This window comes from Streptomyces sp. NPDC059477 (assembly GCF_042749375.1).
In the GTDB taxonomy this organism is placed as follows: Bacteria; Actinomycetota; Actinomycetes; order Streptomycetales; family Streptomycetaceae; genus Streptomyces.
The window spans coordinates 79,527-104,442 of the sequence record NZ_JBHYUG010000002.1; the positions used below are offsets into that span (position 1 = coordinate 79,527).

Sequence of the window (24,916 nt, forward strand, 5' to 3'; positions counted from 1 at the left end):
CCGACGCCGGGAGTCCGTTGTGCCGTTCACGCTCAGCCATGCGGCGGCCGTCCTGCCCCTGATCCGCACCGATGGCACGGGACGCGGCCGACTGGTCCCGAGCATGCTGATCGCCGGCACCTTCGCGCCCGACATGACCTATTACGCGGCGAGTGTGCTGTCCGGTGCGATGGAGTACGGCGATGTCACGCACTCCTTCTGGGGAGTGCTCACCGTCGATGTGGTGGTGGCCTGGGCGCTGGTCGGCCTGTGGCTGCTGGTGCGTGAGCCGCTCGTGGCGCTGCTGCCGCCGTCCCGGCAGCACCGGGTGGCCGCCCTGCTGCACTGCGGGGCGCCCCGCGCGCGGGTACGGCCGTCGACGGTCGCGTGGTGGTACCTGTCCGCCGCGCTGGGCTCCCTGACCCATGTGGTGTGGGACGCCTTCACTCATCTCGACCGGTGGGGCATGCGGGTGTTCCCGGTCCTGGGCGAGGAGATCGCCGGGTCGCCGCTGTACTGGTACTTGCAGTACGGGGGGTCGGCGGTGGCGGCGGTGGTCATCGGGGGGTTTGTGCTGCGGGGGTTGCGGCGGGGGGCGGGTGTGGGTGCCGGTGCCCGTGCTGGTGCGGGTGAAGGACCGGGGGCGGGCGCTTCGGGGGTGGCGGGTAGCGGGCTTGATGGGGGGTTTGCGGGGGTGCCGGGCAAGGGGGTGGACGGGAGGCCCTCGGGGGTGGGGGGTGGCGAGTTGGAGGGGAGGCCGCCGGGGATGTCGGGCAACGGGCCGAAGGGGAGGCCCTCGGGAGTGCCGGTGGGCGTTCCTGTGCTGTCCGGGCGGGACCGGTGGCTGGCGTGCGCGGTGATCGGGGGGATCACGGTGCTGGCGGCGGTGCAGCGGGCGACGCGCTGGTGGGAGCAGTGGAGTTCGGTGGCGAAGCCGTACGAGCTGATTCCGACGCTGTGTTTCGGGGGCGGGGCCGGGCTGTTGGTGGGGGTCGTGTGGTACGCGGTGACGGTCCGGGTGTGGCGGCCGGCGCGGCTGGGCGGGGAGCGGGGGGATGCCGGTGAGCGGCGGGTGGGGGTGCGGCGGTAGGCGGGGGTGGTGGGCCGGGGCGGGGCGGTGGCCCGGGGGCCGTGGCCCGGGGGGGGCGGTGGCCCAGGGGCCGTGGCCCGGGGGCGGTAGCCGGGGCGGCGGATTGAGGGGGCGGAGGTCGCTGGGGGCTGGGGCGGCGTGGTGGAGGTGCGGCGGTGGCTGGGGGCTGGGGCGGCGACGGGGGTGGCCGCGATTGGCTGGGGGCTGGGGCGGCCTCCTGGGGTGACGGTGGCGGTAGCTGGGGGCCGGCCGTGGAGTGGGGCAGCGGGCCATGTCGTCAGGGTCCGGGGTGCCGCGCGGCGCGTGGCGGCGTCGCCGCGTCCGTGCGGGGTCACCGCATGCCGTACGGCCGCTCACGCCGTGAGCCTGGTATGCCGCCCGGGGTTCGTCCGGGCGGCACGGGCCGGAGGGTCCTGTCGGCATCGTCAGACGGCGCCTGCCGGCCCGGGATCCTCGGCGTGCGGCAGCTCCCGCGCCGCGCGGGTCGGGCCCGGCCGGGACGCCGTGAGGGCGGGGGCGGTGAACACCGTCAGGGTGCGCGGTCTGCGGGTGCGGGGCAGCAGGGTGCGGAGCAGGGCCACATAGCCGCGGGTCAGGTCGGTCCACAGGCGTCGGCCGGGCCGGTCGCCGGGGCGGGCCGGGACCGGCTCCTTCGCGGGGGTGAACCTGTGCCGGAGGGCCTTCGCCTTGTGACGCAGGGCCTCGGCCGGGCTCAGGGCGAGGCGGGCGGTGCTTGCGTCGGTCGCGAAGACCGGCACCGGCGGGAGCGGCATGGCGGGCGCCGGCCAGCGGTGGAGCATGCGTATACCCATGGCGGCATCCTTACGGGCCGAAGGCCTGGGGGGCGCCTTCGCGGGGGCCAAGGGAGTGACGGGGTGCCGGGGCGGGTGGCGAGCGGGCGAGTTCGGGGGCGGCCTCGGAGGGTGGGGTGGCCGTACGGGCTCGCGGGCGGCCTGCGCGGTGGGGCGGGTGACGGGTTCCGGTTGTGGGGCGGACCTGGGAGGGCGGGGTGGGCGCGGGCTCGTGGACAGGCTCGGGGCGGGAGAACCGTACCGGCCTAGGGACGGGCAGGGGAACGGGCCAGGAGCGGGCTGGAAGGCGGGGCAGGCGTGCGGGCTCGTGGACGGGCTGGAGGGCGGGGCCGTTGCACGGGTCCGGGGGCGAGCTGGGGGGGGCGGGCCTGCACGTCAGGGGCGGGCGGGAGGGTGGGACGGGCCTGCGCGTCAGGGGCGGGCGGGAGGGTGGGACGGGCCTGGCGGGCGGCCGGTCCGTGTGCCGGGCGGACCCCGCTGAGCGGGGAAAGCCGACCGGCTTCCCACCACCCCCCAGGACCCGCCCGCCCCAGCCCGATCGTCAGTGCGCCGCCGACTCCCAGTCCGGCCCGACTCCCACCGACACGTCCAGTGGGGCTCTGAGGTGGACGGCGTTGGCCATCTCGTGGCGGATGATCTCCTCCGTCGCCGCGCGTTCGCCCGGGGCGATCTCCAGGACGATTTCGTCATGGACCTGGAGCAGCATGCGGGAGGTGAGGCCGGCCTCACGCAGGGCCCGGTCCACGTTCAGCATGGCGATCTTGACGATGTCGGCCGCCGTGCCCTGGATGGGCGCGTTGAGGGCCATGCGCTCGGCGGCCTCGCGGCGCTGGCGGTTGTCGCTGTTGAGGTCGGGCAGGTAGCGGCGGCGGCCGAAGAGCGTCGCCGTGTAGCCCGTCGCCCGTGCCTCGTCGACCGCGCGGCGCAGATAGTCCCGTACGCCACCGAACCGCTCGAAGTAGGCGTCCATCAGCGCGCGGGCCTCCCCGGCGTCGATGTTCAGCTGCTGTGAGAGGCCGAACGCGGACAGGCCGTAGGCCAGGCCGTACGACATCGCCTTGATCTTGCGGCGCATCTCGGCGTCCACCGCGGCCGGCTCGACGCCGAAGACCTGGGCGGCGGCCGTGGTGTGCAGGTCCTCGCCGGAGGTGAACGCCTGGATGAGGCCCTCGTCCTCGGAGAGGTGGGCCATCACGCGCAGCTCGATCTGGCTGTAGTCGGCCGTCATCAGCGACTCGAAGCCGCCGCCGACGACGAAGCCCCGGCGAATCGCGCGGCCCTCGTCGGTGCGCACCGGGATGTTCTGGAGGTTCGGGTCGACCGACGAGAGGCGGCCGGTGGCGGCGACCGTCTGGTTGAACGTGGTGTGGATCCGGCCGTCGCCCGCGACGGTCTTGATCAGGCCCTCGACGGTGACCCGCAGCTTCGCCTGCTCGCGGTGGCGGAGCATGATGACCGGCAGTTCGTTGTCCGTCTGGGTCGCGAGCCAGGCCAGGGCGTCGGCGTCGGTGGTGTAGCCCGTCTTGGTCTTCTTCGTCCTCGGCAGGGCCAGCTCACCGAAGAGGACCTCTTGCAGCTGCTTGGGCGAGCCCAGGTTGAACTCGTGTCCCGCCGCCGCGTGCGCCTCCTTCACCGCCTGCTGGACGGCTCCGGCGAACATCTGCTCCATGGCCTCCAGGTGGGCGCGGTCGGCCGCGATGCCGTGCCGCTCCATCCGGGCCAGCAGCGCGGACGTGGGCAGCTCCACGTCCCGCAGCAGATCGGCGGCGCCGACCTCCGCCAGGCGGCTCTCGAACGCCTCGCCCAGGTCGAGGACCGCGCGGGCCTGCACCATGAGCGACTCGGCCTCGGCGCCCTCGTCCGCGCCGAAGGCGAGCTGGCCGTCGGCCGCGGCGGCGGGGGCCAGCTCGCGGTGCAGATACTCCAGGGACAGCGCGTCCAGGTCGAAGGAGCGCCGGCCCGGGTTGACCAGATAGGCCGCGAGCGCCGTGTCCATGCCCACTCCGGCGATGCTCCAGCCGTGCTCGGCGAAGACCCGCATGGCGCCCTTGGCGTTGTGGAACACCTTGGGCCGCTCCGCGTCCGCCAGCCAGGACACCCACGCCCGCTCGTCGGCCTCGTCCAGCTGGGCCGGGTCGAACCAGGCGGCCGGTCCTGCCGCCGAGGCCAGCGCGACCTCGGCTACCGAGCCCGCGCCCAGCGCCCACGTGTCGACGGTGGCGACGCCCAGGAGCCCGGTGCCGTGCTCGCTGAGCCAGCCGGCCAGCTCGCCGGTGCCCAGCACCGCGCCGTCCAGCTCCACGCCTTCCGTGATGACCGGGGTGTCCTCGGCCTCCTGCGCGCCGGGATCGACGGCGAACAGCCGCTCGCGCAGCGAGGGGTTCCTGATCTCCAGGGTGTCCAGCACCATGGCGACGGCCTTGCGGTCGTACGGCATCCGGGCCAGGTCGGTCACGGAGCGGTCCAGGCCGACCTCGCGCTCCAGCTCGGTGAGCCGGCGGTTCAGCTTCACGGACTCCAGGTGGTCGCGCAGATTCTGCCCGGCCTTGCCCTTGACCTCGTCGACCCGGTCGACCAGCTCGGTGAAGGAACCGAACTGGTTGATCCACTTCGCGGCCGTCTTCTCCCCGACGCCCGGGATGCCCGGCAGATTGTCGGACGGGTCGCCGCGCAGGGCCGCGAAATCGGGGTACTGGGCGGGCGTCAAGCCGTACTTCTCGAAAACCTTCTCCGGGGTGAAGCGGGTCAGCTCGGAGACGCCCTTGGTCGGATACAGCACCGTCGTGTGCTCGCTGACCAGCTGGAACGAGTCACGGTCGCCGGTGACGATCAGCACCTCGAAGCCCTCGGCCTCGGCCTGCGTGGCGAGCGTGGCGATGACGTCGTCCGCCTCGAAGCCGTCGACGGCGAACCGGGGCGCCTGCATCGCGTCGAGCAGCTCGCCGATCAGCTCCACCTGGCCCTTGAACTCGTCCGGGGTCTTGGAGCGGTTCGCCTTGTAGTCGGTGAACTCCTGCGAGCGCCAGGTCTTGCGGGACACGTCGAAGGCCACCGCGAAATGCGTGGGCTCCTCGTCGCGCAGCGTGTTCGCCAGCATCGACGCGAAGCCGTAGATCGCGTTCGTCGGCTGGCCCGTGGCGGTCGTGAAATTCTCCGCGGGCAGCGCGAAGAACGCGCGGTAGGCCAGCGAGTGCCCGTCCATGAGCATCAGCCGGGGACGGCCGCCGCCGGGGGTGGACTCGGTCTTCTTCGATGCTTTTTCTGCCACGCCCCGATCCTGCCACGCCCCACTGACAGTCGGCCCCCACCCAGGTCCCTGCCCACCCACGGTCCCGGCCCACCGGCCCACCCACGGTCCCTGCCCACCCACGGTCCTGGACCACCGGCCGTCCCAGCCCACCGACGTCCCGGCCCGGCGCACGGCCCGCTCGATGCCCGCCGCCCGGCCACCCCTCATCACGAGCCGCGAGCCGCAGGCCGCAGGCCACAGGCCGCCAGCCGCACTGACCGCCCCGGCCACCCCCCATCACTGTCAGTGGCACGTGGGAGGATCGACGACGTATCTCACCTACGCATCACGAACGCAGTCGTAAGGAGGCCCCGCGATGGCGACGAAGCCACCGAAGGCCGACCCCGTCCAGGACGCGCCGCAGGTCGACGGGCCGCAGCACGCGGCGGCCGGGCTGCCCGCGATCGGGCACACCCTGCGCATGGCCCAGCAGCAGATGGGCGTGCGGCGCACCGCGCTGACGCTGCTGCGCGTCAACCAGAAGGACGGCTTCGACTGCCCCGGCTGCGCCTGGCCCGAACCAGACCACCGGCACGCGGCGGAGTTCTGTGAGAACGGCGCGAAGGCGGTCGCCGAGGAAGCCACCCTGCGCCGGGTCACCCCGGAGTTCTTCGCCGCGCACCCGGTCGCCGACCTCGCCCACCGCAGCGGCTACTGGCTGGGACAGCAGGGCCGCCTCACCCACCCCATGTACCTCCCCGAGGGCGGCACCCACTACGAGCCCGTCTCCTGGGACCGCGCCTTCGACATCGTCGCCGGGGAACTGACCGCGCTCGCCTCCCCCGACGAGGCCCTCTTCTACACCTCGGGACGCACCAGCAACGAGGCCGCGTTCCTCTACCAGCTCTTCGCCCGCGAGTTCGGCACCAACAACCTCCCCGACTGCTCCAACATGTGCCACGAGTCCTCCGGCTCGGCCCTCACCGAGACCCTCGGCGTCGGCAAGGGCAGCGTCCTGCTGGAGGACCTCTACCAGGCGGACCTGATCATCGTCGCCGGGCAGAACCCCGGCACCAACCACCCCCGCATGCTCTCCGCGCTGGAGAAGGCGAAGGCGGGCGGCGCGCGGATCATCAGCGTCAACCCGCTGCCCGAGGCCGGCCTGGAGCGCTTCAAGAACCCGCAGACCCCCAAGGGCCTGACCACCGGCGCCGCGCTCACCGATCTGTTCCTCCAGATCCGCATCGGCGGCGACCAGGCCCTGTTCCGGCTGCTCAACAAGCTCATCCTGGAGACCGAGGGCGCGGTCGACGAGGAGTTCGTCCGCGAGCACACCCATGGCTACGAGGAGTTCGCGCGCACCGCCCGCGCGGCCGACTGGGACGAGACGCTCACCGCGACCGGCCTGTCCCGCGCGGACATCGAGAAGACCCTGGACATGGTCCTCGCCTCCCGCCGCACCATCGTGTGCTGGGCCATGGGCCTGACCCAGCACAAGCACGCGGTGCCCACCATCCGCGAGGTCGTCAACTTCCTGCTGCTGCGCGGCAACGTCGGCCGCCCCGGCGCGGGCGTGTGCCCGGTGCGCGGCCACTCCAATGTGCAGGGCGACCGCACCATGGGCATCTTCGAACGCCCCGCGCCCGCCTTCCTGGACGCCCTGGAGAAGGAGTTCGGCTTCGCTCCCCCGCGCGCCCACGGGTACGACGTCGTACGGGCCATCCGCGCGATGCGGGACGGCGCGGCCAAGGTGTTCTTCGCCATGGGCGGCAACTTCGTCTCCGCCTCCCCCGACACCGACGTCACCGAGGCCGCCATGCGGCGCGCCCGCCTGACCGTGCACGTCTCCACGAAGCTGAACCGCAGCCACGCGGTCACCGGCGCGCGGGCCCTGATCCTGCCCACGCTCGGCCGCACCGAGCGCGACCTCCAGGGCGGCGGCGAGCAGTTCGTGACCGTGGAGGACTCCATGGGCATGGTCCACGCCTCACGCGGCCGGCTGGAACCCGCCAGCGCGCACCTGCTGTCCGAGCCGGCGATCGTGTGCCGCCTCGCCCGCCGCGTCCTCGGCACCGAGTCCCGTACCCCCTGGGAGGAGTTCGAGAAGGACTACGCCACGATCCGCGACCGCATCGCGCGCGTGGTGCCCGGTTTCGAGAACTTCAACGCGCGCGTGGCGCACCCCGGCGGATTCGCGCTGCCGCACGCCCCACGCGACGAGCGCCGCTTCCCCACCGCCACCGGCAAAGCGAACTTCACCGCCGCGCCCGTGGAGTACCCCGCACTGCCAAAGGGGCGGCTGCTGCTCCAGACGCTGCGCTCGCACGACCAGTACAACACCACGATCTACGGCCTGGACGACCGCTACCGGGGCATCCGGCACGGCCGCCGGGTCGTGCTGGTCAACCCCGAGGACGCCCGCCGGCTCGGCGTCGCCGACGGCTCGTACGTCGATCTGGTCGGCGAGTGGAAGGACGGCGTCGAGCGCCGTGCGCCCGGCTTCCGCGTCGTGCACTACCCGACGGCAGTGGGCTGCGCGGCGGCCTACTACCCCGAGACCAACGTCCTCGTCCCCCTGGACGCCACCGCCGACACCAGCAACACCCCGGCCAGCAAGTCCGTCGTCGTACGTCTGGAACAATCGAGAACCGACTGAGCGTTTGCTCAGGCGCCCCGCGGACAGGCGCGGGCGCTGGACCGGATCGACGAACGGAGTCGGGCACCATGGGCGAGCAGCGGCGAGTGCAGTTCCCGCAAGACGTCATCGACGAATACGCGGCGCTCGGCGTCGACCTGCCCGCACTGTTCTCCGCGGGACATCTCGGCCGCCGCATGGGCGTGGAGATCGTGGAGGCGTCGGCGGACCGCGTGGTCGGCACCATGCCGGTCGAGGGCAACACCCAGCCCTACGGACTCCTGCACGGCGGCGCGTCCGCGGTCCTCGCCGAGACCCTCGGCTCGGTCGGCGCCATGCTGCACGGCGGCAGCCGCAAGATCACCGTCGGCGTCGACCTCAACTGCACCCACCACCGCGGCGCCCGCTCGGGCCTGGTGACCGGCGTGGCCACACCCGTCCACCGGGGCCGCTCGACAGCGACGTACGAGATCGCGATCACCGACGAGTCGGACCGCCGGGTGTGCACCGCCCGCCTGACCTGCCTCCTGCGCGACGTGAACCCGGACGACGAGGAACGCGTCCGCACGGGCATCTGACATCCCGGGGCGTCCTGCCGCTCCGGGTACACCCCAATACTCCGGAGCACCCCACCGCTCCGGAGCGCCCGCCGGAGCATCAGCGTTCCGAAACGCCGACGCCCCGGCGTTCCGGCGTTCCGGAACGCCCACACCCGAAAAACCCCGGCGTCCCGAAGCACCGCCGTCCGGGACCCCGGCATCCCGAGACCCCTCCGCCCTGGAACCACACCCCCGCACCCCCGTTGCCCCGACGCACCCCGCCCCCTAGCGTCGATGCATGGCAACGGGCCGGGGCAGAACAACAGCGGGCCGCCCTCACGCGGCGACGCCCCTCACGCCGCCGCCGAGGACCACCACACCCGCCAGCCCCACCCCACCCCGCACAACCGCGGCGATCACCCTCACCCTGCTCACCGCCACCCTCCTCACCGGCTGCGCCACCCCCACCCCAAGGGCCGCCCCCACCCCAGGGGCGACTTCCACCCCGGAGACCACCCCGGCCCCCACCCCACCCGCCGACCTCTGCGCCCGGCTCATCTCCCACTGGTCCCGTGAACTCCTCGCCACGGACACCTACGGCGACTACCAGTCGATGGGCCTGTCCAATGGGCAATACGCCATTCTCATGGACGTCGTGGACGCCGCCCGGACCGAACTGACACGCCAGGGCCGTGCCGCGGCCGAAAAGCTGCTGGACCGCCTGGCCGACGAGCGGTGTGCGGCGAGGTACCGCGACGGCAACCCGACCTCGGGGCCCTGGAGTTGACCGGCATCGGCCCCGTGGAACCCGGCGAAGGCACCCACGCCTGGGAGCCGCCCCCGACCGCAGAGACGCCGGGCCACCGCCCCCGACGGTCCACCCGTCGCCACCCCAGGCTCCTCGCCGCCGCCCTCGCCACCGCCCTGGCGGTGACCGCCGGCTACCTCTACGCCACCCGCCCCGAGCTGCCTCCGCCGCCCGAGGCGCCGTATCCCTCGCAGGTCACCGACGTGACGTACCTCGCCCCCGAGCACCCCGCCACCGAATCCGCGGCCTTCCGCTTCGCCGTGCTGGTGACCGTGCGTTCCGGCCCCGAGGTGACCGTGGCCGACATCGGCCAGCCCTACCCGGGACTTTCCTTGATCACAAATCCGCGGACACCTTTCCCCACAACCACCGGAATGCCACGCAAGATCACTATTACCTTCACAGCAGCCGATTGCGGAAAAGTGCCACGGAACGCCGGACTCCCTTTTCTGGATGTAACTCTACGTAATACGCGCGCAATAGAAGAACACAGTTTCATCCTGGGTGAGCGCTATGCGCAGGACCTCTCAGACGCCCTCCGAGCAGCCTGCGGCAACCAATCCGCGACATCACCAAATCACTAGAACGCTCCTGATCGCGGGCTTCTGGTCCTGCATGTCTCACTATGTGGACGGGGCGAATCGGCTGGAATTCCATGCTTCCGCCCGGCCAGTACCGCTCTGCATTACGTCGTGTCATAACAAGAGAGTCACAGCATTGGTCAGATACTCCTCCACGTTCCCCGCACCCGCTTAGAGTCACCGCCAGTCACCGCGCCATCGGGATTCGACGCCATTCGGCGTCCGCTTCGGACCCAGCGCTCGACTCGGCTTCTTCCACCGGGAAGATCCGCGCCAGGGAAAGGACTGATCGTGCGTCAACGTTCGCTCATCGCCATGACCGCCGTACTGGCGGCGGGAGCGCTCACCCTCACCGCCTGCGGTTCGCGCGACGAGGGCAGCAGCTCCGACTCCGGCAGCGACAGCACCACCGTCGTCATCGGCGTCGACGCCCCGCTGACCGGCGACCTGTCCGCACTGGGTCTGGGTATCAAGAACTCCGTCGACCTCGCCATCAAGACCGCGAACAAGGACAACTACGTCGACGGCGTCACCTTCGAGATAGAAGCGCTCGACGACCAGGCACAGCCCTCTTCCGGCCAGCAGAACGCCACCAAGCTCGTCGCCGACAAGGAAGTCCTCGGCGTCGTCGGCCCCCTCAACTCCTCCGTCGCCGAATCCATGCAGAAGGTCTTCGACGACGCGGACCTGGTCGAGGTCTCCCCCGCCAACACCAACCCCGCCCTCACCCAGGGCGCCGACTGGCAGACCAGCAAGGTCCGCACCTACAAGTCGTACTTCCGCACCGCGACCACCGACGCCATCCAGGGCCCCTTCGCCGCGCAGTACCTCTTCAACGACGCCGGCAAGAAGAAGGTCTTCGTCATCGACGACAAGAAGACCTACGGCGCCGGCCTCGCCGCCACCTTCTCCGCCGAGTTCGAGAAGCTGGGCGGCGACATCGTCGGCACCGAGCACATCGACCCCGAGACCAAGGACTTCTCCGCGGTCGCCACCAAGGTCAAGTCCTCCGGCGCCGACGTCGTCTACTACGGCGGCGAATACCCCCAGGCCGGCCCCCTCAGCAAGCAGATCAAGGCAGCCGGCGCCAAGATCCCCCTCGTCGGCGGCGACGGCATCTACAGCGCCGACTTCATCAAGCTCGCCGGCACCGACGGCGCCGGAGACTTCGCCACCTCCGTCGGCGCACCCGTCGAAGAACTCCCCTCCGCCACCGAATTCGTCGCCAACTACAAGGCCGAGGGATACAAGGAGGCCTACGAGGCCTACGGCGGCTACTCCTACGACTCCGCCTGGGCGATCATCGAAGCCGTCAAGAAGGTCGTCGACGACAACGACGGCACACTCCCCGACGACGCCCGCGCCCAGGTCACCGCAGCCATGCAGAACGTGTCCTTCGACGGCGTGACCGGCAAGGTCTCCTTCGACGAATTCGGCGACGCCACCAACAAGCAGCTCACCGTCTACTCCGTCAAGGACGGCGCCTGGAGCGCAGTCAAGTCGGGCACCTACGAGGGCTGACCCAACCCGCACTCCCCACACCGAGCCGCGGGGGGGGGGGGGGGCCCCGCCCCCCCCCCCCCCCGCCCCCCCAGCGGCGATTCGAGCCGGCGCGTTCTAGACCCACACCACCCCCACACAACGCGCCGCACCACTGGCGCCCCGCGCGGACTCACATCCGGGCGATCTCGCTTCCGGGCACATCCTCTCCGGTCACCACCCCGACTCATCGACCCTCTCGGAGGACATGCGGTGAACGAACTGCCGCAGCAGCTGGTCAACGGCCTGCTACTGGGATCCATGTACGGCCTGATCGCCATCGGCTACACGATGGTCTATGGCATCGTCCAGCTCATCAACTTCGCCCACGGCGAGATCTTCATGGTGGGCGGCTTCGGCGCCCTCACCATCTACCTCTACGTACTGCCCGACGGCACCACCATGTGGGTGGCCCTACCACTCATGCTCCTCGGCGGCATCATCGTCGCCGTCCTCGTCGCCATAGGAGCGGAACGCTTCGCCTACCGCCCCCTGCGCACCGCCCCACGACTCGCACCCCTCATCACCGCCATCGGCCTCTCACTCGCACTCCAGCAAGCCGTCTGGGCCTGGTACCCCGACGCCCGCTCCGCCATCACCTTCCCCCAGATCGACGGCGGCCCCTTCGAAATCGGCAACGTCACCATCCAGACCGGCGACATCTTCCTCATCGCCGCAGCCCCCATCAGCATGGCGATCCTCGCCTACTTCGTCATGAAGACCCGCACCGGACGCGGCATGCAAGCCACCGCACAAGACCCGGACACCGCCAAGCTCATGGGCATCAACACCGACCGCATCATCGTCGTCGCCTTCGCCCTCGGCGCCGCCTTCGCCGCCGTCGGCGCCGTCGCCTACGGCCTCAAATACGGCGAAGTCCAATTCCGCATGGGCTTCATCCTCGGCCTGAAGGCATTCACCGCAGCCGTCCTCGGCGGCATCGGCAACATCTACGGCGCCATGCTCGGCGGCCTCGTCCTCGGCGTCGCCGAAGCCCTCTCCACCGCCTACATCGCCGACATCCCCGGCATGGAACAGTTCGGCAGCCAGTCCTGGGCCAACGTCTGGGCCTTCGTACTCCTCATTCTCGTCCTCCTGTTCAGGCCCCAAGGCCTGCTCGGCGAGCGCGTCGCGGACAGGGCGTGATGCAGCGATGACCACACAGACCACCACACCCGAGACCCCGCGCAAGGCCACCCCCGGCAAACACGCCGGCCTCATCGGCCTGCCCCCCACCCTCGGCCGCGCCCTCGCCACCGGCGGCGGCGCACTCACCATCATCACCACCTTCCTCGCCTGGACCTGGACCACCGACTTCCCCGGCGACCTCACCGTCTACGGCTACCCCGGCGGACTCCAGGTCCTCGTCCTCATCAGCGGCGCCCTCACCACCCTCTTCGGCCTCGCCTCCTACGGCATCAAAGGCCTCGACAAACTCACCCCCGCCAACGCCGACAGCGCCCTCAAACTCGCCGCACTCGGCACCTTCGGCACCGCCTGGTTCACCATCATCGCCATCAGCGTCCAACTCGGCGGCGCCGTCAACCTCGAACCCGGCGCCTACATCGCCGCCCTCACCACCCTCACCGCCGCCCTCGGCGCACTCGCCCTCCCCTTCCCCTGGCCCGAACGCGAACCAGCCGACCCCGAAGACAGCAACTGGGAACAATTCACCCACCACCTGCGCGGCACCACCGCCATCATCAAAGCCGCCTTCGTCACCGGCCCCATCACCCCGGCCCGCAAACTCCCCGGCTACGCCGAAATCCTCATCATCGTCGCCGCCCTCACCATCGGCCTCACCGTCTTCACCTACGGCATCGGCACCGAGTACGACGAACTCTTCATCGGCTTCCTCATCACCGCCGGCTTCGGCATCGCCGCCACCGCCAAAGCCGGACTCATCAGCCGAGTCTCCGCCGTCACCACCAAACACCGCACCGTCACCATGCTCGGCGCATTCGTCGCCGCAGCCGCCTTCCCCTTCACCCAGTCCGACGACCAATACGCCACCATCGGCGTCTACATCCTCATCTTCGCCACCGTCGCCCTCGGCCTCAACATCGTCGTCGGCCTCGCCGGCCTCCTCGACCTCGGCTACGTCGCCTTCCTCGGCGTAGGCGCCTACACCGCCGCCATGGTCTCCGGCTCCCCCTCCTCCCCCTTCGACATCCAACTGCCGTTCTGGCTCTCCGCCCTCCTCGGCGCCGCCGTCGCCATGGTCTTCGGCGTCATCATCGGCGCCCCCACCCTCCGGCTACGCGGCGACTACCTCGCCATCGTCACCCTCGGCTTCGGAGAGATCTTCCGCCTCGCCGTCCTCAACATGGACGGCACCTCCGGCCCCGACATCACCAACGGCTCCAACGGCATCTCCTCCATCCCCAACCTCAACATCCTCGGCTTCGACTTCGGCGAAGAACACACCATCGCCGGCTTCACCATCGCCCGCTTCGCCAACTACTTCCTGCTGATGCTCCTCATCACCCTCATCGTGGTGATCGTCTTCCAGCGCAGCAGCGACAGCCGCATCGGCCGCGCCTGGATCGCCATCCGCGAAGACGAAACCGCCGCCCTCGCCATGGGCATCAACGGCTTCCGCGTCAAACTCATCGCCTTCGCCCTCGGCGCCGCACTCGCCGGCCTCGCCGGTACCGTCCAAGCCCACGTCACCTACACCGTGACCCCCGAGCAGTACCAGTTCGCACACGTCGTGCCACCCAACTCCGCATTCCTGCTCGCCGCAGTCGTCCTCGGTGGCATGGGCACCATCAGCGGCCCCCTCGTCGGCGCCGCCCTCCTCTACCTCATCCCCGCCAAGCTCCAATTCCTGGACGACCTCCAGCTCTTCGCCTTCGGCCTCGCCCTCGTCCTCCTCATGCGCTTCCGCCCAGAAGGACTCATCCCCAACCGGCGCCGCCAACTGGAATTCCACGAAGAGACGGAAGCACCCACAGTCCTCAGCAAGGCAGGGGCCTGACCCATGACAACCCAGACCACCACCGGCCAGGCCGTCCTCGACGCCCGCGGAGTCACCATGCGCTTCGGCGGCCTCACCGCCGTCCGAAACGTCGACCTCCAGGTCAACACCGGCGAAATCGTCGGACTCATCGGCCCCAACGGCGCCGGAAAAACCACCTTCTTCAACTGCCTCACCGGCCTCTACATCCCCACCGAGGGAGAAGTCCGCTACCGAGGCACCGTCCTGCCACCCAAATCCTTCAAGGTCACCGCCGCAGGCATCGCCCGCACCTTCCAGAACATCCGCCTCTTCGCCAACATGACGGTCCTCGAAAACGTCCTCGTCGGCCGACACACCCGCACCCGAGAAGGCCTCTGGTCCGCCCTCCTCCGCGGCCCCGGATTCCACCGCGCCGAAGCCGCCTCCCGCGCACGCGCCATGGAACTCCTCGAATTCGTCGGCCTCGCCAACAAAGCCGAACACCTCGCCCGCAACCTCCCCTACGGCGAACAACGCAAACTCGAAATCGCGCGAGCACTCGCCAGCGAACCCGGCCTGCTCCTCCTCGACGAGCCGACCGCCGGCATGAACCCCCAAGAAACCCGCACCACCGAAGAACTCGTCTTCGCCATCAGAGACAAAGGCATCGCCGTCCTCGTCATCGAGCACGACATGCGATTCATCTTCAACCTCTGCGACCGCGTCGCCGTCCTCGTCCAAGGCGAAAAACTCGTCGAAGGCGACAGCGCCACCGTCCAAGGCGATGAACGCGTCATCGCCGCCTACCTCGGCGAACCCTTCGAAGACGCACCCGGCGCCGCCGAACTCGCCGAAGTCGAAGCCGCGGAAGCCGCCGCCGAAGCCGCCACCGACACACCGGCCACACCACCCCCGGCCGAACCCGCCGACACCCCGCCGGCCAAGGAGAACGACCGATGACCGCACTCCTCGAAGTCGAAGACCTGCGCGTCGCCTACGGCAAGATCGAAGCCGTCAAAGGCATCTCCTTCACCGTCGAAGCCGGCGAAGTCCTCACCCTCATCGGCACCAACGGCGCCGGCAAAACCACCACCCTACGCACCCTCTCCGGCCTGCTCAAACCGGTCAGCGGCCAGATCAAATTCAACGGCAGATCCCTCAAAAAAACCCCCGCCCACCAAATCGTCTCCCTCGGCCTCGCCCACTCCCCCGAAGGCCGCCACATCTTCCCCCGCATGACCATCGAGGACAACCTCCGCCTCGGCGCGTTCCTCCGCAACGACAAACCCGCCATCGACAAAGACATACACCGCGCCTACGACCTCTTCCCCATCCTCGGAGAACGCCGCAAACAAGCCGCAGGCACCCTCTCGGGCGGCGAGCAGCAAATGCTCGCCATGGGCCGCGCACTCATGTCGCAACCCAAACTCCTCATGCTCGACGAACCCTCCATGGGACTCTCGCCGATCATGATGCAGAAAATCATGTCCACCATCGCCGAACTCAAATCCCAGGGCACGACCATCCTCCTGGTCGAACAGAACGCCCAGGCAGCCCTCTCCCTCGCCGACCACGGCCACGTCATGGAAGTCGGCACCATCGTGCTCTCCGGCACCGGCCAAGACCTCCTGCACGACGAATCGGTCAGAAAGGCCTACCTCGGCGAAGACTGACCCACCGCCCCCGCACGAATACGACGAGGCCCGCGCCCCCATCAAAAAGGGACGCGGGCCTCGGCACGCTCAGCCCGGCGGGGCCGGCCGACTCCGCGGAATCAGCCCTTCTCCCCCTTCTCACCCTTCGCCGCCTTCTTCTCCGCCGCGTCCTCGATCACGGCCTCCGCGACCTGCTGCATCGACATCCGACGGTCCATCGACGTCTTCTGGATCCAGCGGAACGCGGCGGGCTCGTTCAGCCCGTACTCCGTCTGAAGAATCGACTTCGCCCGGTCCACCAGCTTCCGCGTCTCCAGCCGCTGGGAGAGGTCGGCGACCTCCTTCTCCAGCTCCTTGAGCTGCGTGTACCGCGAGACGGCCATCTCGATCGCCGGGACGACATCGCTCTTGCTGAACGGCTTGACCAGATAGGCCATGGCCCCGGCGTCCCGGGCCCGCTCCACGAGATCCCGCTGCGAGAACGCGGTCAGCATGAGCACCGGCGCGATGGACTCCTCGGCGATCCGCTCGGCCGCCGAGATGCCGTCGAGCTTGGGCATCTTCACATCCAGGATGACCAGATCGGGCCGCAGCTCACGGGCCAGCTCCACCGCCTGCTCCCCGTCACCGGCCTCCCCGACGACCGAGTAGCCCTCCTCCTCCAGCATCTCTTTGAGGTCGAGCCGGATCAGGGCCTCGTCCTCAGCGATGACGACACGGGTCGTCAGCGGAGGAACGTGCGACTTGTCGTCGTCGGACACGTCTTGGGGCGACTCGGGGGCGGTCACGGGGGCTCCTCGTTCAGGGCAGGCAGATACTGCTGCCAAGAGCGTACCTAGCTGCGGTATGGTGGGTGAGCGGCGGGTGACCGCCAACCTTCGTTTTCAAGGAAAGCCCCGGTAGCCCAGCGGCAGAGGCCCGGTGCTCAAACCACCGCAAGCGTGGGTTCGAATCCCACCCGGGGCACTTTTCCTTCAATTCCAAGGTCACCATCACAAGCGGATGACCACATTCTCGTGAACATCCCTTTTTCCCTGCGTGCCGCCGCGATCATTCGCGCAGTCTGGCCACATGGAGCAACACAGCCCTTCGATTCGCGCACAAGCCGTCGCACTCATGCGCCAAGGCGTGCCCAACCGCACAGTCGCCGCTCGCCTCAATGTCCCGCGAGGGACTGTCGGGTGGTGGCGCAGCGAGGACCGCAAACTGCGCGGGGAAACCTACGAGAAGCCCACGGACTGCCCCCACTGCACCGGCATCGAATTCGACAGGGTTGCGTACGCCTATCTTCTGGGGCTCTATCTCGGTGACGGCCACATCGTCTCAAGGCACAAGCAGCACCACTTATCCGTCTTCTGCAACGCCACCCAGACCGGCCTGATCGCCGCCGCCGAAGACGCCATGCGGAAGGTGATGCCCCTGCCCAGCGTGAGACAGCGCTACACGCCGGGCTGCATCGAAGTGAAGTCCTACAGCAAGCACTGGCTCTGCCTGTTTCCCCAGCACGGCCCCGGCAAGAAACACGACCGCCGTATCGCCCTCGAACCCTGGCAGCAGGACATCGTCGACGCCCACCCCTGGGAGTTCATCCGGGGCCTCATCCACTCCGACGGCTGCCGGACGACGAACTGGACGACCCGACTCATCGCCGGTGAGCGTAAGCGCTACGAATATCCCCGGTACTTCTTCACCAACACGTCGGACGACATCCTGCGTCTCTTCACCGACACCCTCGACCAGGTCGGCATCGAGTGGCGGCAAGCAAACAGCAGCAACATCTCGATCGCCCGGAGGGCCTCCGTCGCGCTCATGGACACTCACGTCGGGCCCAAGTACTAACCTGGCCGGCGAGGTCAGCGTGTCGACTCGCCGATGTGGTGCACCCGCACCAGGTTCGTCGTTCCCGATACCCCGGGTGGGGAGCCGGCCGTGATCACGACCGTGTCGCCCGGTGCGCAGCGGGCGTGCCTCGTGAGGAGTTCGTCCACCTGGTCGACCATCGCGTCGGTGGAGTCGACGTGGGGGCCCAGGAACGTTTCGACGCCCCAGGTGAGGGTGAGCTGGGAGCGGGTGGCGGGGTCGGGGGTGAAGGCGAGGAGGGGGATCGGGGAGCGGTAGCGGGAGAGGCGGCGGGCGGTGTCGCCGGACTGGGTGAAGGCGACGAGGAATTTGGCGCCGAGGAAGTCGCCCATTTCGGCTGCCGCGCGGGCGACGGCGCCGCCCTGGGTGCGGGGTTTGTTGGTTTCGGTGAGGGGGGGCAGGCCCTTGGCCGGGAGGTCTTCTTCGGCCGCTGCGACGATCTTCGCCATGGTGCGGACGGTTTCGATGGGGTACTTGCCGACGCTGGTCTCGCCGGAGAGCATCACGGCGTCGGTGCCGTCGATGACGGCGTTGGCGACGTCGCTGGCTTCGGCGCGGGTGGGGCGGGAGTTGTCGATCATCGAGTCGAGCATCTGGGTGGCGACGATGACCGGTTTGGCGTTGCGCTTGGCGAGTTTGATGGCGCGCTTCTGGACGATCGGGACCTGTTCGAGCGGCATTTCGACGCCGAGGTCGCCGCGGGCGACCATGATGCCGTCGAAGGCGGCGACGATGTCGTCGATGGCCTCGACCGCCTGGGGTTTTTCGACCTTGGCGATGAGGGGGAGGCGGCGGCCCTCCTCGTCCATGATGCGGTGGACGTCGTCGGCGTCGCGTCCGCTGCGGACGAAGGAGAGGGCGATGACGTCGAAGCCGGTGCGCAGGGCCCAGCGGAGGTCTGCTTCGTCCTTGTCGGAGAGGGCGGGGACGGAGACGGCGACGCCGGGGAGGTTGAGGCCCTTGTGGTCGGAGACCATGCCGCCTTCGAGGACGGTGGTGTGGACGCGGGGGCCGTCGACGGCGGTGACCTGGAGGCAGACTTTGCCGTCGTCGACGAGGATGCGTTCGCCGGGGGTGACGTCGGCGGCGAGTCCTCGGTAGGTGGTGCCGCAGGTTTCGCGGTCGCCCGGGATGTCGTGCTCGACGCTGATGGTGAAGGTGTCGCCGCGTTCGAGGAGTACGGGTCCTTCGGTGAAATGTCCGAGGCGGATCTTCGGGCCTTGAAGGTCGGCGAGGGTGCCGACGCTGCGGCCGGTCTCGTCGGCGGCTTTGCGGACGCGCCGGTAGCGTTCCTCGTGGTCGGCGTGGGCGCCGTGGCTGAGGTTGAAGCGGGCGACGTCCATTCCGGCTTCGACCAGGGCTTTGATCTGGTCGTACGAGTCGGTGGCGGGGCCCAGTGTGCAGACGATCTTCGCTCGGCGCATGTTTCGAGACTATTGCTTACCGGTGGGTAGAGAATTGGCCGGGCGTGACTACTCAACAACCTTTGGGTGAAGGGGTGTTGACAAGTATTGAATTGTGCGCCGGGGTGCTCTGATGAGCATTCTTTGCTGGTGCGCGGTTCAGAGGCTCGGGGGGTTCATGGTGAAGCGGGCATTGACGGTGGCGTAGACGTGCTGCCGTTGGGGTTCGAGGTCGAGGGGTGGGGTGGCGGCGTCCTCGGCTGTGGCGGCGTAGGCGACGCTGCGCATCGCGCCGCCGCCGAGGGGGTGCGAGGGGGGTGCTTCGGCGCCGGTGTCGGCGAGTTCGACGAGGGCGGCGAGGGTGGTGCCGAGGGCGTCGGCGTATTCGCGGGCGCGTTGGACGGCTTCCTGGACTGCTTGGCGGCGGGCCTGGCGGTGGGCGGGTGAGTCGGGGCGCAGGGCCCACCAGGGGCCGTCGACGCGGGTGAGGTCGAGGTCGGCGAGGCGGGTGGTGAGTTCGCCGAGGGTGGTGAAGTCGGTGAGTTCGGCGGTGATGTGGACGGCGCCCTGGTAGGTGCGGATGTGCTCGCCGCGGCCGTGTTTGGTGAGGAGGGGGTGGATGGAGAGGGTGCCGGTTTCGATGTGTTCGACGGTGTCGCCGTAGGACCGGATGAGGTCGAGGGCGGTGGTGTTGCGGCGGGTGAGGTCGTCGAGGGCGGTGCGGCGGTCGCGGCCCCGGGCGGTGACGGTGATGCCGATACGGGCATATTCGGGGTCGACTTCGAGGTGGGCTTCGCCGCGGACGGCGATGCGGGGGGCGTCGGGGGTGCCGTAGGGGACATGGGTGGGTGGGGTTGTCATGGGTTCACTGTGTCAGTTGGGGGGTGTTGCCAGGTGTTGCACAGGCGGGGTCATCGGATCGCAACCTGTCGGGCCTGTTGCCTGCGGTCATGTGCGGGTCAGAATCTACGCGCGTTACGTGAGTGTGTTCGGCCTGGCGTGTGTGTTCGGCCCAAGGAGAGGACGTGTCTCGATGAACCGCAGGAAGTTTCTGGAGAGGTCGGCCGCGACGGGTGCGGGGGTGACGGTTGCCGGGGTGGCCGCCGCGCCGTCGGCGGGGGCGGCGGAGCAGAAGGGGCGGCCGGTGCGGCGCTATTCGTTCACGGTGATGGGCACGACGGATCTGCATGGCAATGTTTTCAACTGGGATTATTTCAAGGACGCGGAGTACGCGGACGCCCAGGGGAATGCGAAGGGGCTGGCGCGGATCGCGACGCTGGTGGCGCAGGTCCGTAAGGAGAAGGGGCGGGCGAACACGCTGTTGCTGGATGCGGGGGACACGATCCAGGGGACGCCGCTGACGTATTACTACGCGAAGGTGGAGCCGATCACCGCGAAGGGTGGTCCGGTGCATCCGATGGCGCAGGCGATGAATGCGATCGGGTATGACGCGGTGGCGTTGGGTAATCATGAGTTCAATTATGGTATCGAGACGCTGCGGAAGTTCGAGGAGCAGTGTGATTTTCCGCTGCTGGGTGCGAACGCGGTGGATGCGAAGACGTTGCGGCCTGCTTTTCCGCCGTATTTGATGAAGACGTTCCGGGTGCCGGGGGCGCCGTCGGTGAAGGTGGCGGTGCTGGGGTTGACGAATCCGGGGATCGCGATCTGGGACAAGGCGCTGGTGCAGGGGAAGCTGGCATTTCCGGGGTTGGAGGAGCAGGCGGCGAAGTGGGTGCCGAAGTTGCGTTCGATGGGGGCGGACGTGGTGGTGGTCTCGGCGCATTCGGGGTCGTCGGGGACGTCTTCGTACGGTGATCAGTTGCCGTATGTGGAGAATGCGGCGGCGAATGTGGCGCGGTTGGTGCCGGGGATCGATGCGATTCTGGTCGGGCATGCGCATGTGGAGATTCCGGAGCTGCGGGTGGTGAATGAGGCGACGGGGAAGGCGGTGGTGCTGTCGGAGCCGTTGTGCTACGCGGAGCGGTTGACGCTTTTTGATTTCGAGCTGGTGCTTGAGGGGGACAGCTGGCGGGTGGAGTCGGTGAAGGCGTCGTTGCGGAATTCGAATGCGGTGGCGGATGATCCGAAGATCGGCCGGTTGCTGGACGATGAGCACGCCAAGGTGGTGGCGTATGTGAATCAGGTGGTCGGTAGTGCGACCGAGACGCTGACCACGGTGGATGCCCGGTACAAGGATGCTCCGATCATCGATCTGATCAACAAGGTGCAGGAGGATGTGGTGCGGGCGGCTCTGGCGGGCACGGAGTTCGCTGCGCTGCCGGTGTTGTCGCAGGCGTCGCCGTTCTCGCGGACGTCGGAGATTCCTGCGGGTGAGGTGACGATCCGGGATCTGTCGGGTCTGTATGTGTATGACAACACGTTGGTCGCGAAGGTGCTGACGGGTGCGCAGGTGCGGGCGTATCTGGAGTATTCGGCGGAGTATTTCGCGCAGGTGGCGCCCGGTGTTCCGGTGGATGTGGCGCGGTTGACGAATGCGAATGGCCGGCCGGACTACAACTACGACTATGTGTCGGGGTTGTCGTACGACATCGATATTGCGCAGCCGGTGGGGTCGCGGGTGCGGAATCTGGTGTATGGCGGGGCGCCGTTGGATGATGCGGCGCGGTTCGTGTTTGCGGTGAACAATTACCGGGCGAATGGTGGCGGTGCCTTCCCGCATGTGGCGTCGGCGCAGGAGGTGTGGTCGGAGTCGACGGAGATCCGGACCCGGATCGCGGAGTGGGTGACCGCGAAGGGGGTGCTGGATCCGAGGGACTTCGCGTCGGTGGACTGGCGGCTGACGCGGGAGGGCACGCCGGTGTTCTGACGGGTTGTACGGGCTGTACGGGTTGTGGGGTGCCGGTCTCGGATTCCGGTCTCAGATTCCGTCCGTGAGGGGGGTGAGGGTGCGGGGGGTGCGGGCGGCCGGGATCCGGGGCTGGTGTTGTTCGAGGCCGAAGGTGGTGAAGGCGGTGCGGCGGGGCAGGGGGTAGGTCTCTTTGCCGGTGAGGGCGTTGAGGATGGTGGCGCTGCGCCAGGCGGCGAGTCCGAGGTCGGGGGTGCCGACGCCGTGGGTGTGGGTCTCGGCGTTCTGGACGTGGATGGCGCCGGTGATGGAGGGGTCGAGGACGAGGCGGAAGTCCTGGTCGATGCGGGGGCGTTCGCGGCTGTCGCGGCGTAGGTAGGGGTCGAGTCCGGCGAGGATGCGGTTGAGGGGGCGTTCGCGGTAGCCGGTGGCGAGGACGACGGCGTCGGTGGTGAGGCGGGAGCGGGTGCCCTGCTGTCGGTGTTCGAGGTGTAGTTCGATCTTGGTGGTGGCGATGCGGCCTGCGGTGCGGACCTGGACGCCGGGGGTGAGTACGGCGTCGGGCCAGCCGCCGTGGAGGGTGCGGCGGTACAGCTCGTCGTGGATGGCGGTGAGGGTGGCGGCGTCGATGCCTTTGTGGAGTTGCCATTGGGAGGCGATGAGGCCGTCGCGGACGGGTTCGGCGAGGGCGTGGAAGTAGCGGGTGTAGTCGGGGGTGAAGTGTTCGAGGCCGAGTTTGGAGTACTCCATGGGTGCGAAGGCCTCGGTGCGGCCGAGCCAGTGGAGTTGTTCACGGCCGGTGGGGCGGTGGCGCAGCAGGTCGAGGAAGACTTCCGCGCCGGACTGGCCTGATCCGATGACGGTGACATGGCCTGCGGTGAGCAGGGTTTCGCGGTGGTCGCGGTAGTCGGCGGCGTGCAGGACGGGGACGCCGGGGGCGTCGACGAGGGGGCGGAGCGGGTCGGGGACGTGGGGCTCGGTGCCGATGCCGAGGACGATGTTGCGGGTGTAGGTGCGGCCCAGGGCTTCGGCTTCGCCGTTGGTGTCGAGTTGGGTGTGGTCGACCTCGAAGACGTCGCGTTCGGGGTTCCAGCGGACGGCGTCGACCTGGTGGTGGAAATGCAGTCCGGGGAGGCTCTCGGCGACCCAGCGGCAGTAGGCGTCGTATTCGGCGCGCTGGATGTGGAAGCGCTCGGCGAAGTAGAAGGGGTAGAGGCGGTCGCGGGCGCGGAGGTAGCTGAGGAAGGTCCAGGGGCTGGCGGGGTCGGCGAGGGTCACCAGGTCGGCGAGGAAGGGGACTTGGAGGGCGGTGCCGTCGATGAGGAGTCCGGGGTGCCAGTGGAAGGCGGGGCGCTGTTCGTAGAAGACGGCGTCGAGTTCGGCGAGGGGGTGGGCGAGGGCGGCGAGGGAGAGGTTGAGGGGGCCGATGCCGATGCCGACCAGGTCTCGGGGGGTGTCGGGGTGGGGGGTGGGGGTGGGGACATGGCTGGGGTGGGGGCCGGCGTTGTGGCTGGGGGCCGGGTTGGGGGTTTCGGGGGTCATTCGGGGGTGTTTCCTTCCACCAGGGTCAGGAGGGCGGTCAGGTCGTCGGGGTGGGTGTGGGGGTTGAGGAAGGTGGCCTTGAGCCAGCGCCGGCCGTCGAGGTGGGCGCGGCCGAGGACGGCGCGGCCGGTGGTGAGGAGGTGGCGGCGCAGGGCGGCGAGGGAGGTGTCTGTGTGGGCCGTCGGCCGGAACAGGACCGTGCTGATCACCGGGTGGGCGTGGAGTTCGAAGCCGGGGTGCTGCTCGACCAGGTCGGCGAACTGGTGTGCGATGGCGCAGACCTGGTCGACGAGGGTGCCGAGGCCGGTGCGGCCGAGGGTTTTGAAGGTGACGGCGATCTTCAGGACGTCGGGGCGGCGGCTGGTGCGCAGGGAGCGGCCGAGGAGGTCGGGTAGTCCGGCGTCGGTGTCGTCGGTGGCGTTGAGGTAGTCGGCGTGGTGGGTGAGGGCGGCGAGTTCGGCGGGGTCGCTAAGGGTGAGGGCGCCTGCGGCGAGGGGCTGCCAGCCGAGTTTGTGCAGGTCGAGGGTGATGGTGTGGGCGGCGTCGAGGCCGGTGAGCCGGTGGCGGTGGCGGTCGCTGAAGAGGAGGCCGCCGCCGTATGCGGCGTCGATGTGCAGTCGGGCGTGGTGGGCGCGGCTGCGGGCGGCGATCTCGGGGAGCGGGTCGATGAGTCCGGCGTCGGTGGTGCCCGCGGTGGCGGCGACGAGGTGGGGGCCGGGGTGGGTGGTGAGGGCCGCGTCGAGGGCGGTGGGGTCGAGGGTGCCGGTGGGGGCGGGTACGACGACGGGGTCCGGGAGGCCGAGCAGCCAGGCGGCGCGGGGCAGGGAGTGGTGGGCGTTGGCGCCGCAGACGAGTTGGAGGGCGCTGCCGTGGGTCTCGCGGGCGAGGAGCAGGGCGAGGAGGTTGGATTCGGTGCCGCCGGTGGTGATGAGGGCGTCGGCGGCGCCGGTCTCGCGGGCGAGGGCCTGGGTGACGAGGGTTTCCAGTTCGGAGGCGGCGGGGGCCTGGTCCCAGGAGTCGAGGGAGGGGTTGAGGATCGCGGCGGCGAGGTCGGCGGAGGCGGCGACGGCGAGCGGCGGGCAGTGCAGGTGTGCGGCGCACAGCGGGTCGGCGGGGTCGGCGGCGCCCTGGGCGAGGAGGCGTACCAGGTCGTGCAGGGCGTGGGGGTCGCCGTCGTCGGGGAGCAGATCGCCGACGGTGTCGCGTACGAGGGCGGCGATGGCCGCCGGGCCGCCTGCGGGGAGGGGGCCGCCGCGGGCTCGGTTTCCGGCCTGGAGGGCGTCGAGGACGGTGTCGAGCAGCGGTCTCATGGCGTCGGGGCCGTGGGGGCCCGATGCCAGGGGTGGGGTGGGCATGGGTCCTCCGGGCGGGCAGCGGGGTTACAGCTTGGACGGGGGGTGCGCTGCCGCGCCCGGGAAGTGCGGGGATCGGACCCGAAAGGGGGTACGGGCGGTGGTGGTGGGCCGGGTGGGGATGGTAGGGCGGCCCGGGTGGTCG

General features: G+C 69.6%; 19 protein-coding genes and 1 tRNA gene. 13 read left to right on the forward strand and 7 right to left on the reverse strand.

Annotated elements, in window-relative coordinates; all coding sequences use genetic code 11:
- The first annotated feature begins 19 nt into the window (after window positions 1-19).
- Complete coding sequence (locus ACFXAZ_RS01500; RefSeq protein WP_384583310.1) at window positions 20-1,069, forward strand: DUF4184 family protein; 1,050 nt, start codon at window positions 20-22, stop codon at window positions 1,067-1,069.
- Between the two features lie 425 nt (window positions 1,070-1,494).
- On the opposite strand, the gene ACFXAZ_RS01505 is transcribed toward ACFXAZ_RS01500, so the two are convergent.
- Together ACFXAZ_RS01505 and polA are read right to left on the reverse strand one after the other, a co-directional pair.
- Window positions 1,495-1,881 (reverse strand): hypothetical protein, encoded by a 387-nt coding sequence (locus ACFXAZ_RS01505; RefSeq protein ID WP_384583312.1) that lies wholly within the window; start codon window positions 1,879-1,881, stop codon window positions 1,495-1,497.
- A 541-nt stretch (window positions 1,882-2,422) separates the two neighbouring features.
- Window positions 2,423-5,149 (reverse strand): DNA polymerase I, encoded by a 2,727-nt coding sequence (gene polA, locus ACFXAZ_RS01510; RefSeq protein WP_384583315.1) that lies wholly within the window; start codon window positions 5,147-5,149, stop codon window positions 2,423-2,425.
- 337 nt (window positions 5,150-5,486) lie between these two features.
- Here polA and ACFXAZ_RS01515 point away from each other — a divergent pair, with 337 nt between their 5' ends.
- From ACFXAZ_RS01515 to ACFXAZ_RS01555, 9 genes are all read left to right on the forward strand, one after another.
- Window positions 5,487-7,766, forward strand: coding sequence for an FdhF/YdeP family oxidoreductase (locus ACFXAZ_RS01515; protein WP_384583318.1), 2,280 nt, complete (start codon window positions 5,487-5,489; stop codon window positions 7,764-7,766).
- Between the two features lie 68 nt (window positions 7,767-7,834).
- Window positions 7,835-8,323, forward strand: a complete 489-nt coding sequence (locus ACFXAZ_RS01520; RefSeq protein ID WP_384583321.1) for a PaaI family thioesterase — start codon at window positions 7,835-7,837, stop codon at window positions 8,321-8,323.
- A 259-nt stretch (window positions 8,324-8,582) separates the two neighbouring features.
- Complete coding sequence (locus tag ACFXAZ_RS01525; protein WP_384583324.1) at window positions 8,583-9,071, forward strand: hypothetical protein; 489 nt, start codon at window positions 8,583-8,585, stop codon at window positions 9,069-9,071.
- A gap of 143 nt (window positions 9,072-9,214) precedes the next feature.
- Window positions 9,215-9,676 (forward strand): Tat pathway signal sequence domain protein, encoded by a 462-nt coding sequence (locus ACFXAZ_RS01530; RefSeq protein WP_384583327.1) that lies wholly within the window; start codon window positions 9,215-9,217, stop codon window positions 9,674-9,676.
- 288 nt (window positions 9,677-9,964) lie between these two features.
- Window positions 9,965-11,194, forward strand: a complete 1,230-nt coding sequence (locus ACFXAZ_RS01535; RefSeq protein ID WP_384583330.1) for a branched-chain amino acid ABC transporter substrate-binding protein — start codon at window positions 9,965-9,967, stop codon at window positions 11,192-11,194.
- A gap of 231 nt (window positions 11,195-11,425) precedes the next feature.
- Window positions 11,426-12,358, forward strand: a complete 933-nt coding sequence (locus tag ACFXAZ_RS01540) for a branched-chain amino acid ABC transporter permease (protein ID WP_384583333.1) — start codon at window positions 11,426-11,428, stop codon at window positions 12,356-12,358.
- A gap of 7 nt (window positions 12,359-12,365) precedes the next feature.
- Window positions 12,366-14,192, forward strand: a complete 1,827-nt coding sequence (locus ACFXAZ_RS01545; protein ID WP_384583335.1) for a branched-chain amino acid ABC transporter permease — start codon at window positions 12,366-12,368, stop codon at window positions 14,190-14,192.
- A gap of 3 nt (window positions 14,193-14,195) precedes the next feature.
- Window positions 14,196-15,113, forward strand: a complete 918-nt coding sequence (locus ACFXAZ_RS01550; RefSeq protein WP_384583338.1) for an ABC transporter ATP-binding protein — start codon at window positions 14,196-14,198, stop codon at window positions 15,111-15,113.
- Window positions 15,110-15,826 carry an ABC transporter ATP-binding protein gene (locus ACFXAZ_RS01555; protein WP_384583341.1) on the forward strand — a complete coding sequence of 239 codons (717 nt, stop codon included), beginning with the start codon at window positions 15,110-15,112 and terminating at the stop codon, window positions 15,824-15,826. The genes ACFXAZ_RS01550 and ACFXAZ_RS01555 overlap by 4 nt, the downstream gene beginning before the upstream one ends.
- Before the next feature lie 101 nt (window positions 15,827-15,927).
- Here the strand turns inward: ACFXAZ_RS01555 and ACFXAZ_RS01560 are convergent, their stop codons facing one another.
- Window positions 15,928-16,596 (reverse strand): ANTAR domain-containing response regulator, encoded by a 669-nt coding sequence (locus tag ACFXAZ_RS01560; RefSeq protein ID WP_384583344.1) that lies wholly within the window; start codon window positions 16,594-16,596, stop codon window positions 15,928-15,930.
- Between the two features lie 105 nt (window positions 16,597-16,701).
- Here ACFXAZ_RS01560 and ACFXAZ_RS01565 point away from each other — a divergent pair.
- Together ACFXAZ_RS01565 and ACFXAZ_RS01570 are read left to right on the forward strand one after the other, a co-directional pair.
- Window positions 16,702-16,774 (forward strand) — tRNA-Leu (locus tag ACFXAZ_RS01565).
- A gap of 105 nt (window positions 16,775-16,879) precedes the next feature.
- Entirely contained in the window at window positions 16,880-17,647 is a 768-nt protein-coding gene (locus ACFXAZ_RS01570) for a helix-turn-helix domain-containing protein (RefSeq protein WP_384583347.1), read from the forward strand.
- Window positions 17,648-17,661: 14 nt separating this feature from the next.
- On the opposite strand, the gene pyk is transcribed toward ACFXAZ_RS01570, so the two are convergent.
- Both pyk and ACFXAZ_RS01580 read right to left on the reverse strand, forming a co-directional pair.
- The gene (gene pyk / locus ACFXAZ_RS01575) at window positions 17,662-19,092 is read right to left on the reverse strand and encodes a pyruvate kinase (protein ID WP_384583350.1); all 1,431 of its coding nucleotides are present in this window, start codon (window positions 19,090-19,092) and stop codon (window positions 17,662-17,664) included.
- A 138-nt stretch (window positions 19,093-19,230) separates the two neighbouring features.
- Complete coding sequence (locus ACFXAZ_RS01580; RefSeq protein ID WP_384583353.1) at window positions 19,231-19,932, reverse strand: SIMPL domain-containing protein; 702 nt, start codon at window positions 19,930-19,932, stop codon at window positions 19,231-19,233.
- Window positions 19,933-20,104: 172 nt separating this feature from the next.
- On the opposite strand from ACFXAZ_RS01580, the gene ACFXAZ_RS01585 reads away from it, so the two are divergent.
- Complete coding sequence (locus ACFXAZ_RS01585; RefSeq protein WP_384583356.1) at window positions 20,105-21,898, forward strand: bifunctional metallophosphatase/5'-nucleotidase; 1,794 nt, start codon at window positions 20,105-20,107, stop codon at window positions 21,896-21,898.
- 51 nt (window positions 21,899-21,949) lie between these two features.
- On the opposite strand, the gene ACFXAZ_RS01590 is transcribed toward ACFXAZ_RS01585, so the two are convergent.
- Both ACFXAZ_RS01590 and ACFXAZ_RS01595 read right to left on the reverse strand, forming a co-directional pair.
- The gene (locus ACFXAZ_RS01590; RefSeq protein WP_384583359.1) at window positions 21,950-23,419 is read right to left on the reverse strand and encodes a lysine N(6)-hydroxylase/L-ornithine N(5)-oxygenase family protein; all 1,470 of its coding nucleotides are present in this window, start codon (window positions 23,417-23,419) and stop codon (window positions 21,950-21,952) included.
- On the reverse strand, window positions 23,416-24,774 hold the full coding sequence (locus tag ACFXAZ_RS01595; protein ID WP_384583362.1) for a pyridoxal phosphate-dependent decarboxylase family protein: 1,359 nt from the start codon (window positions 24,772-24,774) through the stop codon (window positions 23,416-23,418). The genes ACFXAZ_RS01590 and ACFXAZ_RS01595 overlap by 4 nt, the downstream gene beginning before the upstream one ends.
- Window positions 24,775-24,916: the final 142 nt, after the last annotated feature.

Coding starts and splice junctions, on each gene's coding strand:
- ACFXAZ_RS01555 (WP_384583341.1), top strand. CDS start 15,110: ATGACCGCACTCCTCGAAGTCGAAGACCTGCGCGTCGCCTACGGCAAG.
- ACFXAZ_RS01580 (WP_384583353.1), bottom strand. CDS start 19,932: ATGACAACCCCACCCACCCATGTCCCCTACGGCACCCCCGACGCCCCC.
- ACFXAZ_RS01550 (WP_384583338.1), top strand. CDS start 14,196: ATGACAACCCAGACCACCACCGGCCAGGCCGTCCTCGACGCCCGCGGA.
- ACFXAZ_RS01570 (WP_384583347.1), top strand. CDS start 16,880: ATGGAGCAACACAGCCCTTCGATTCGCGCACAAGCCGTCGCACTCATG.
- ACFXAZ_RS01585 (WP_384583356.1), top strand. CDS start 20,105: ATGAACCGCAGGAAGTTTCTGGAGAGGTCGGCCGCGACGGGTGCGGGG.
- pyk (WP_384583350.1), bottom strand. CDS start 19,092: ATGCGCCGAGCGAAGATCGTCTGCACACTGGGCCCCGCCACCGACTCG.
- ACFXAZ_RS01595 (WP_384583362.1), bottom strand. CDS start 24,774: ATGCCCACCCCACCCCTGGCATCGGGCCCCCACGGCCCCGACGCCATG.
- ACFXAZ_RS01525 (WP_384583324.1), top strand. CDS start 8,583: ATGGCAACGGGCCGGGGCAGAACAACAGCGGGCCGCCCTCACGCGGCG.
- ACFXAZ_RS01505 (WP_384583312.1), bottom strand. CDS start 1,881: ATGGGTATACGCATGCTCCACCGCTGGCCGGCGCCCGCCATGCCGCTC.
- ACFXAZ_RS01515 (WP_384583318.1), top strand. CDS start 5,487: ATGGCGACGAAGCCACCGAAGGCCGACCCCGTCCAGGACGCGCCGCAG.
- ACFXAZ_RS01520 (WP_384583321.1), top strand. CDS start 7,835: ATGGGCGAGCAGCGGCGAGTGCAGTTCCCGCAAGACGTCATCGACGAA.
- ACFXAZ_RS01590 (WP_384583359.1), bottom strand. CDS start 23,419: ATGACCCCCGAAACCCCCAACCCGGCCCCCAGCCACAACGCCGGCCCC.
- ACFXAZ_RS01545 (WP_384583335.1), top strand. CDS start 12,366: ATGACCACACAGACCACCACACCCGAGACCCCGCGCAAGGCCACCCCC.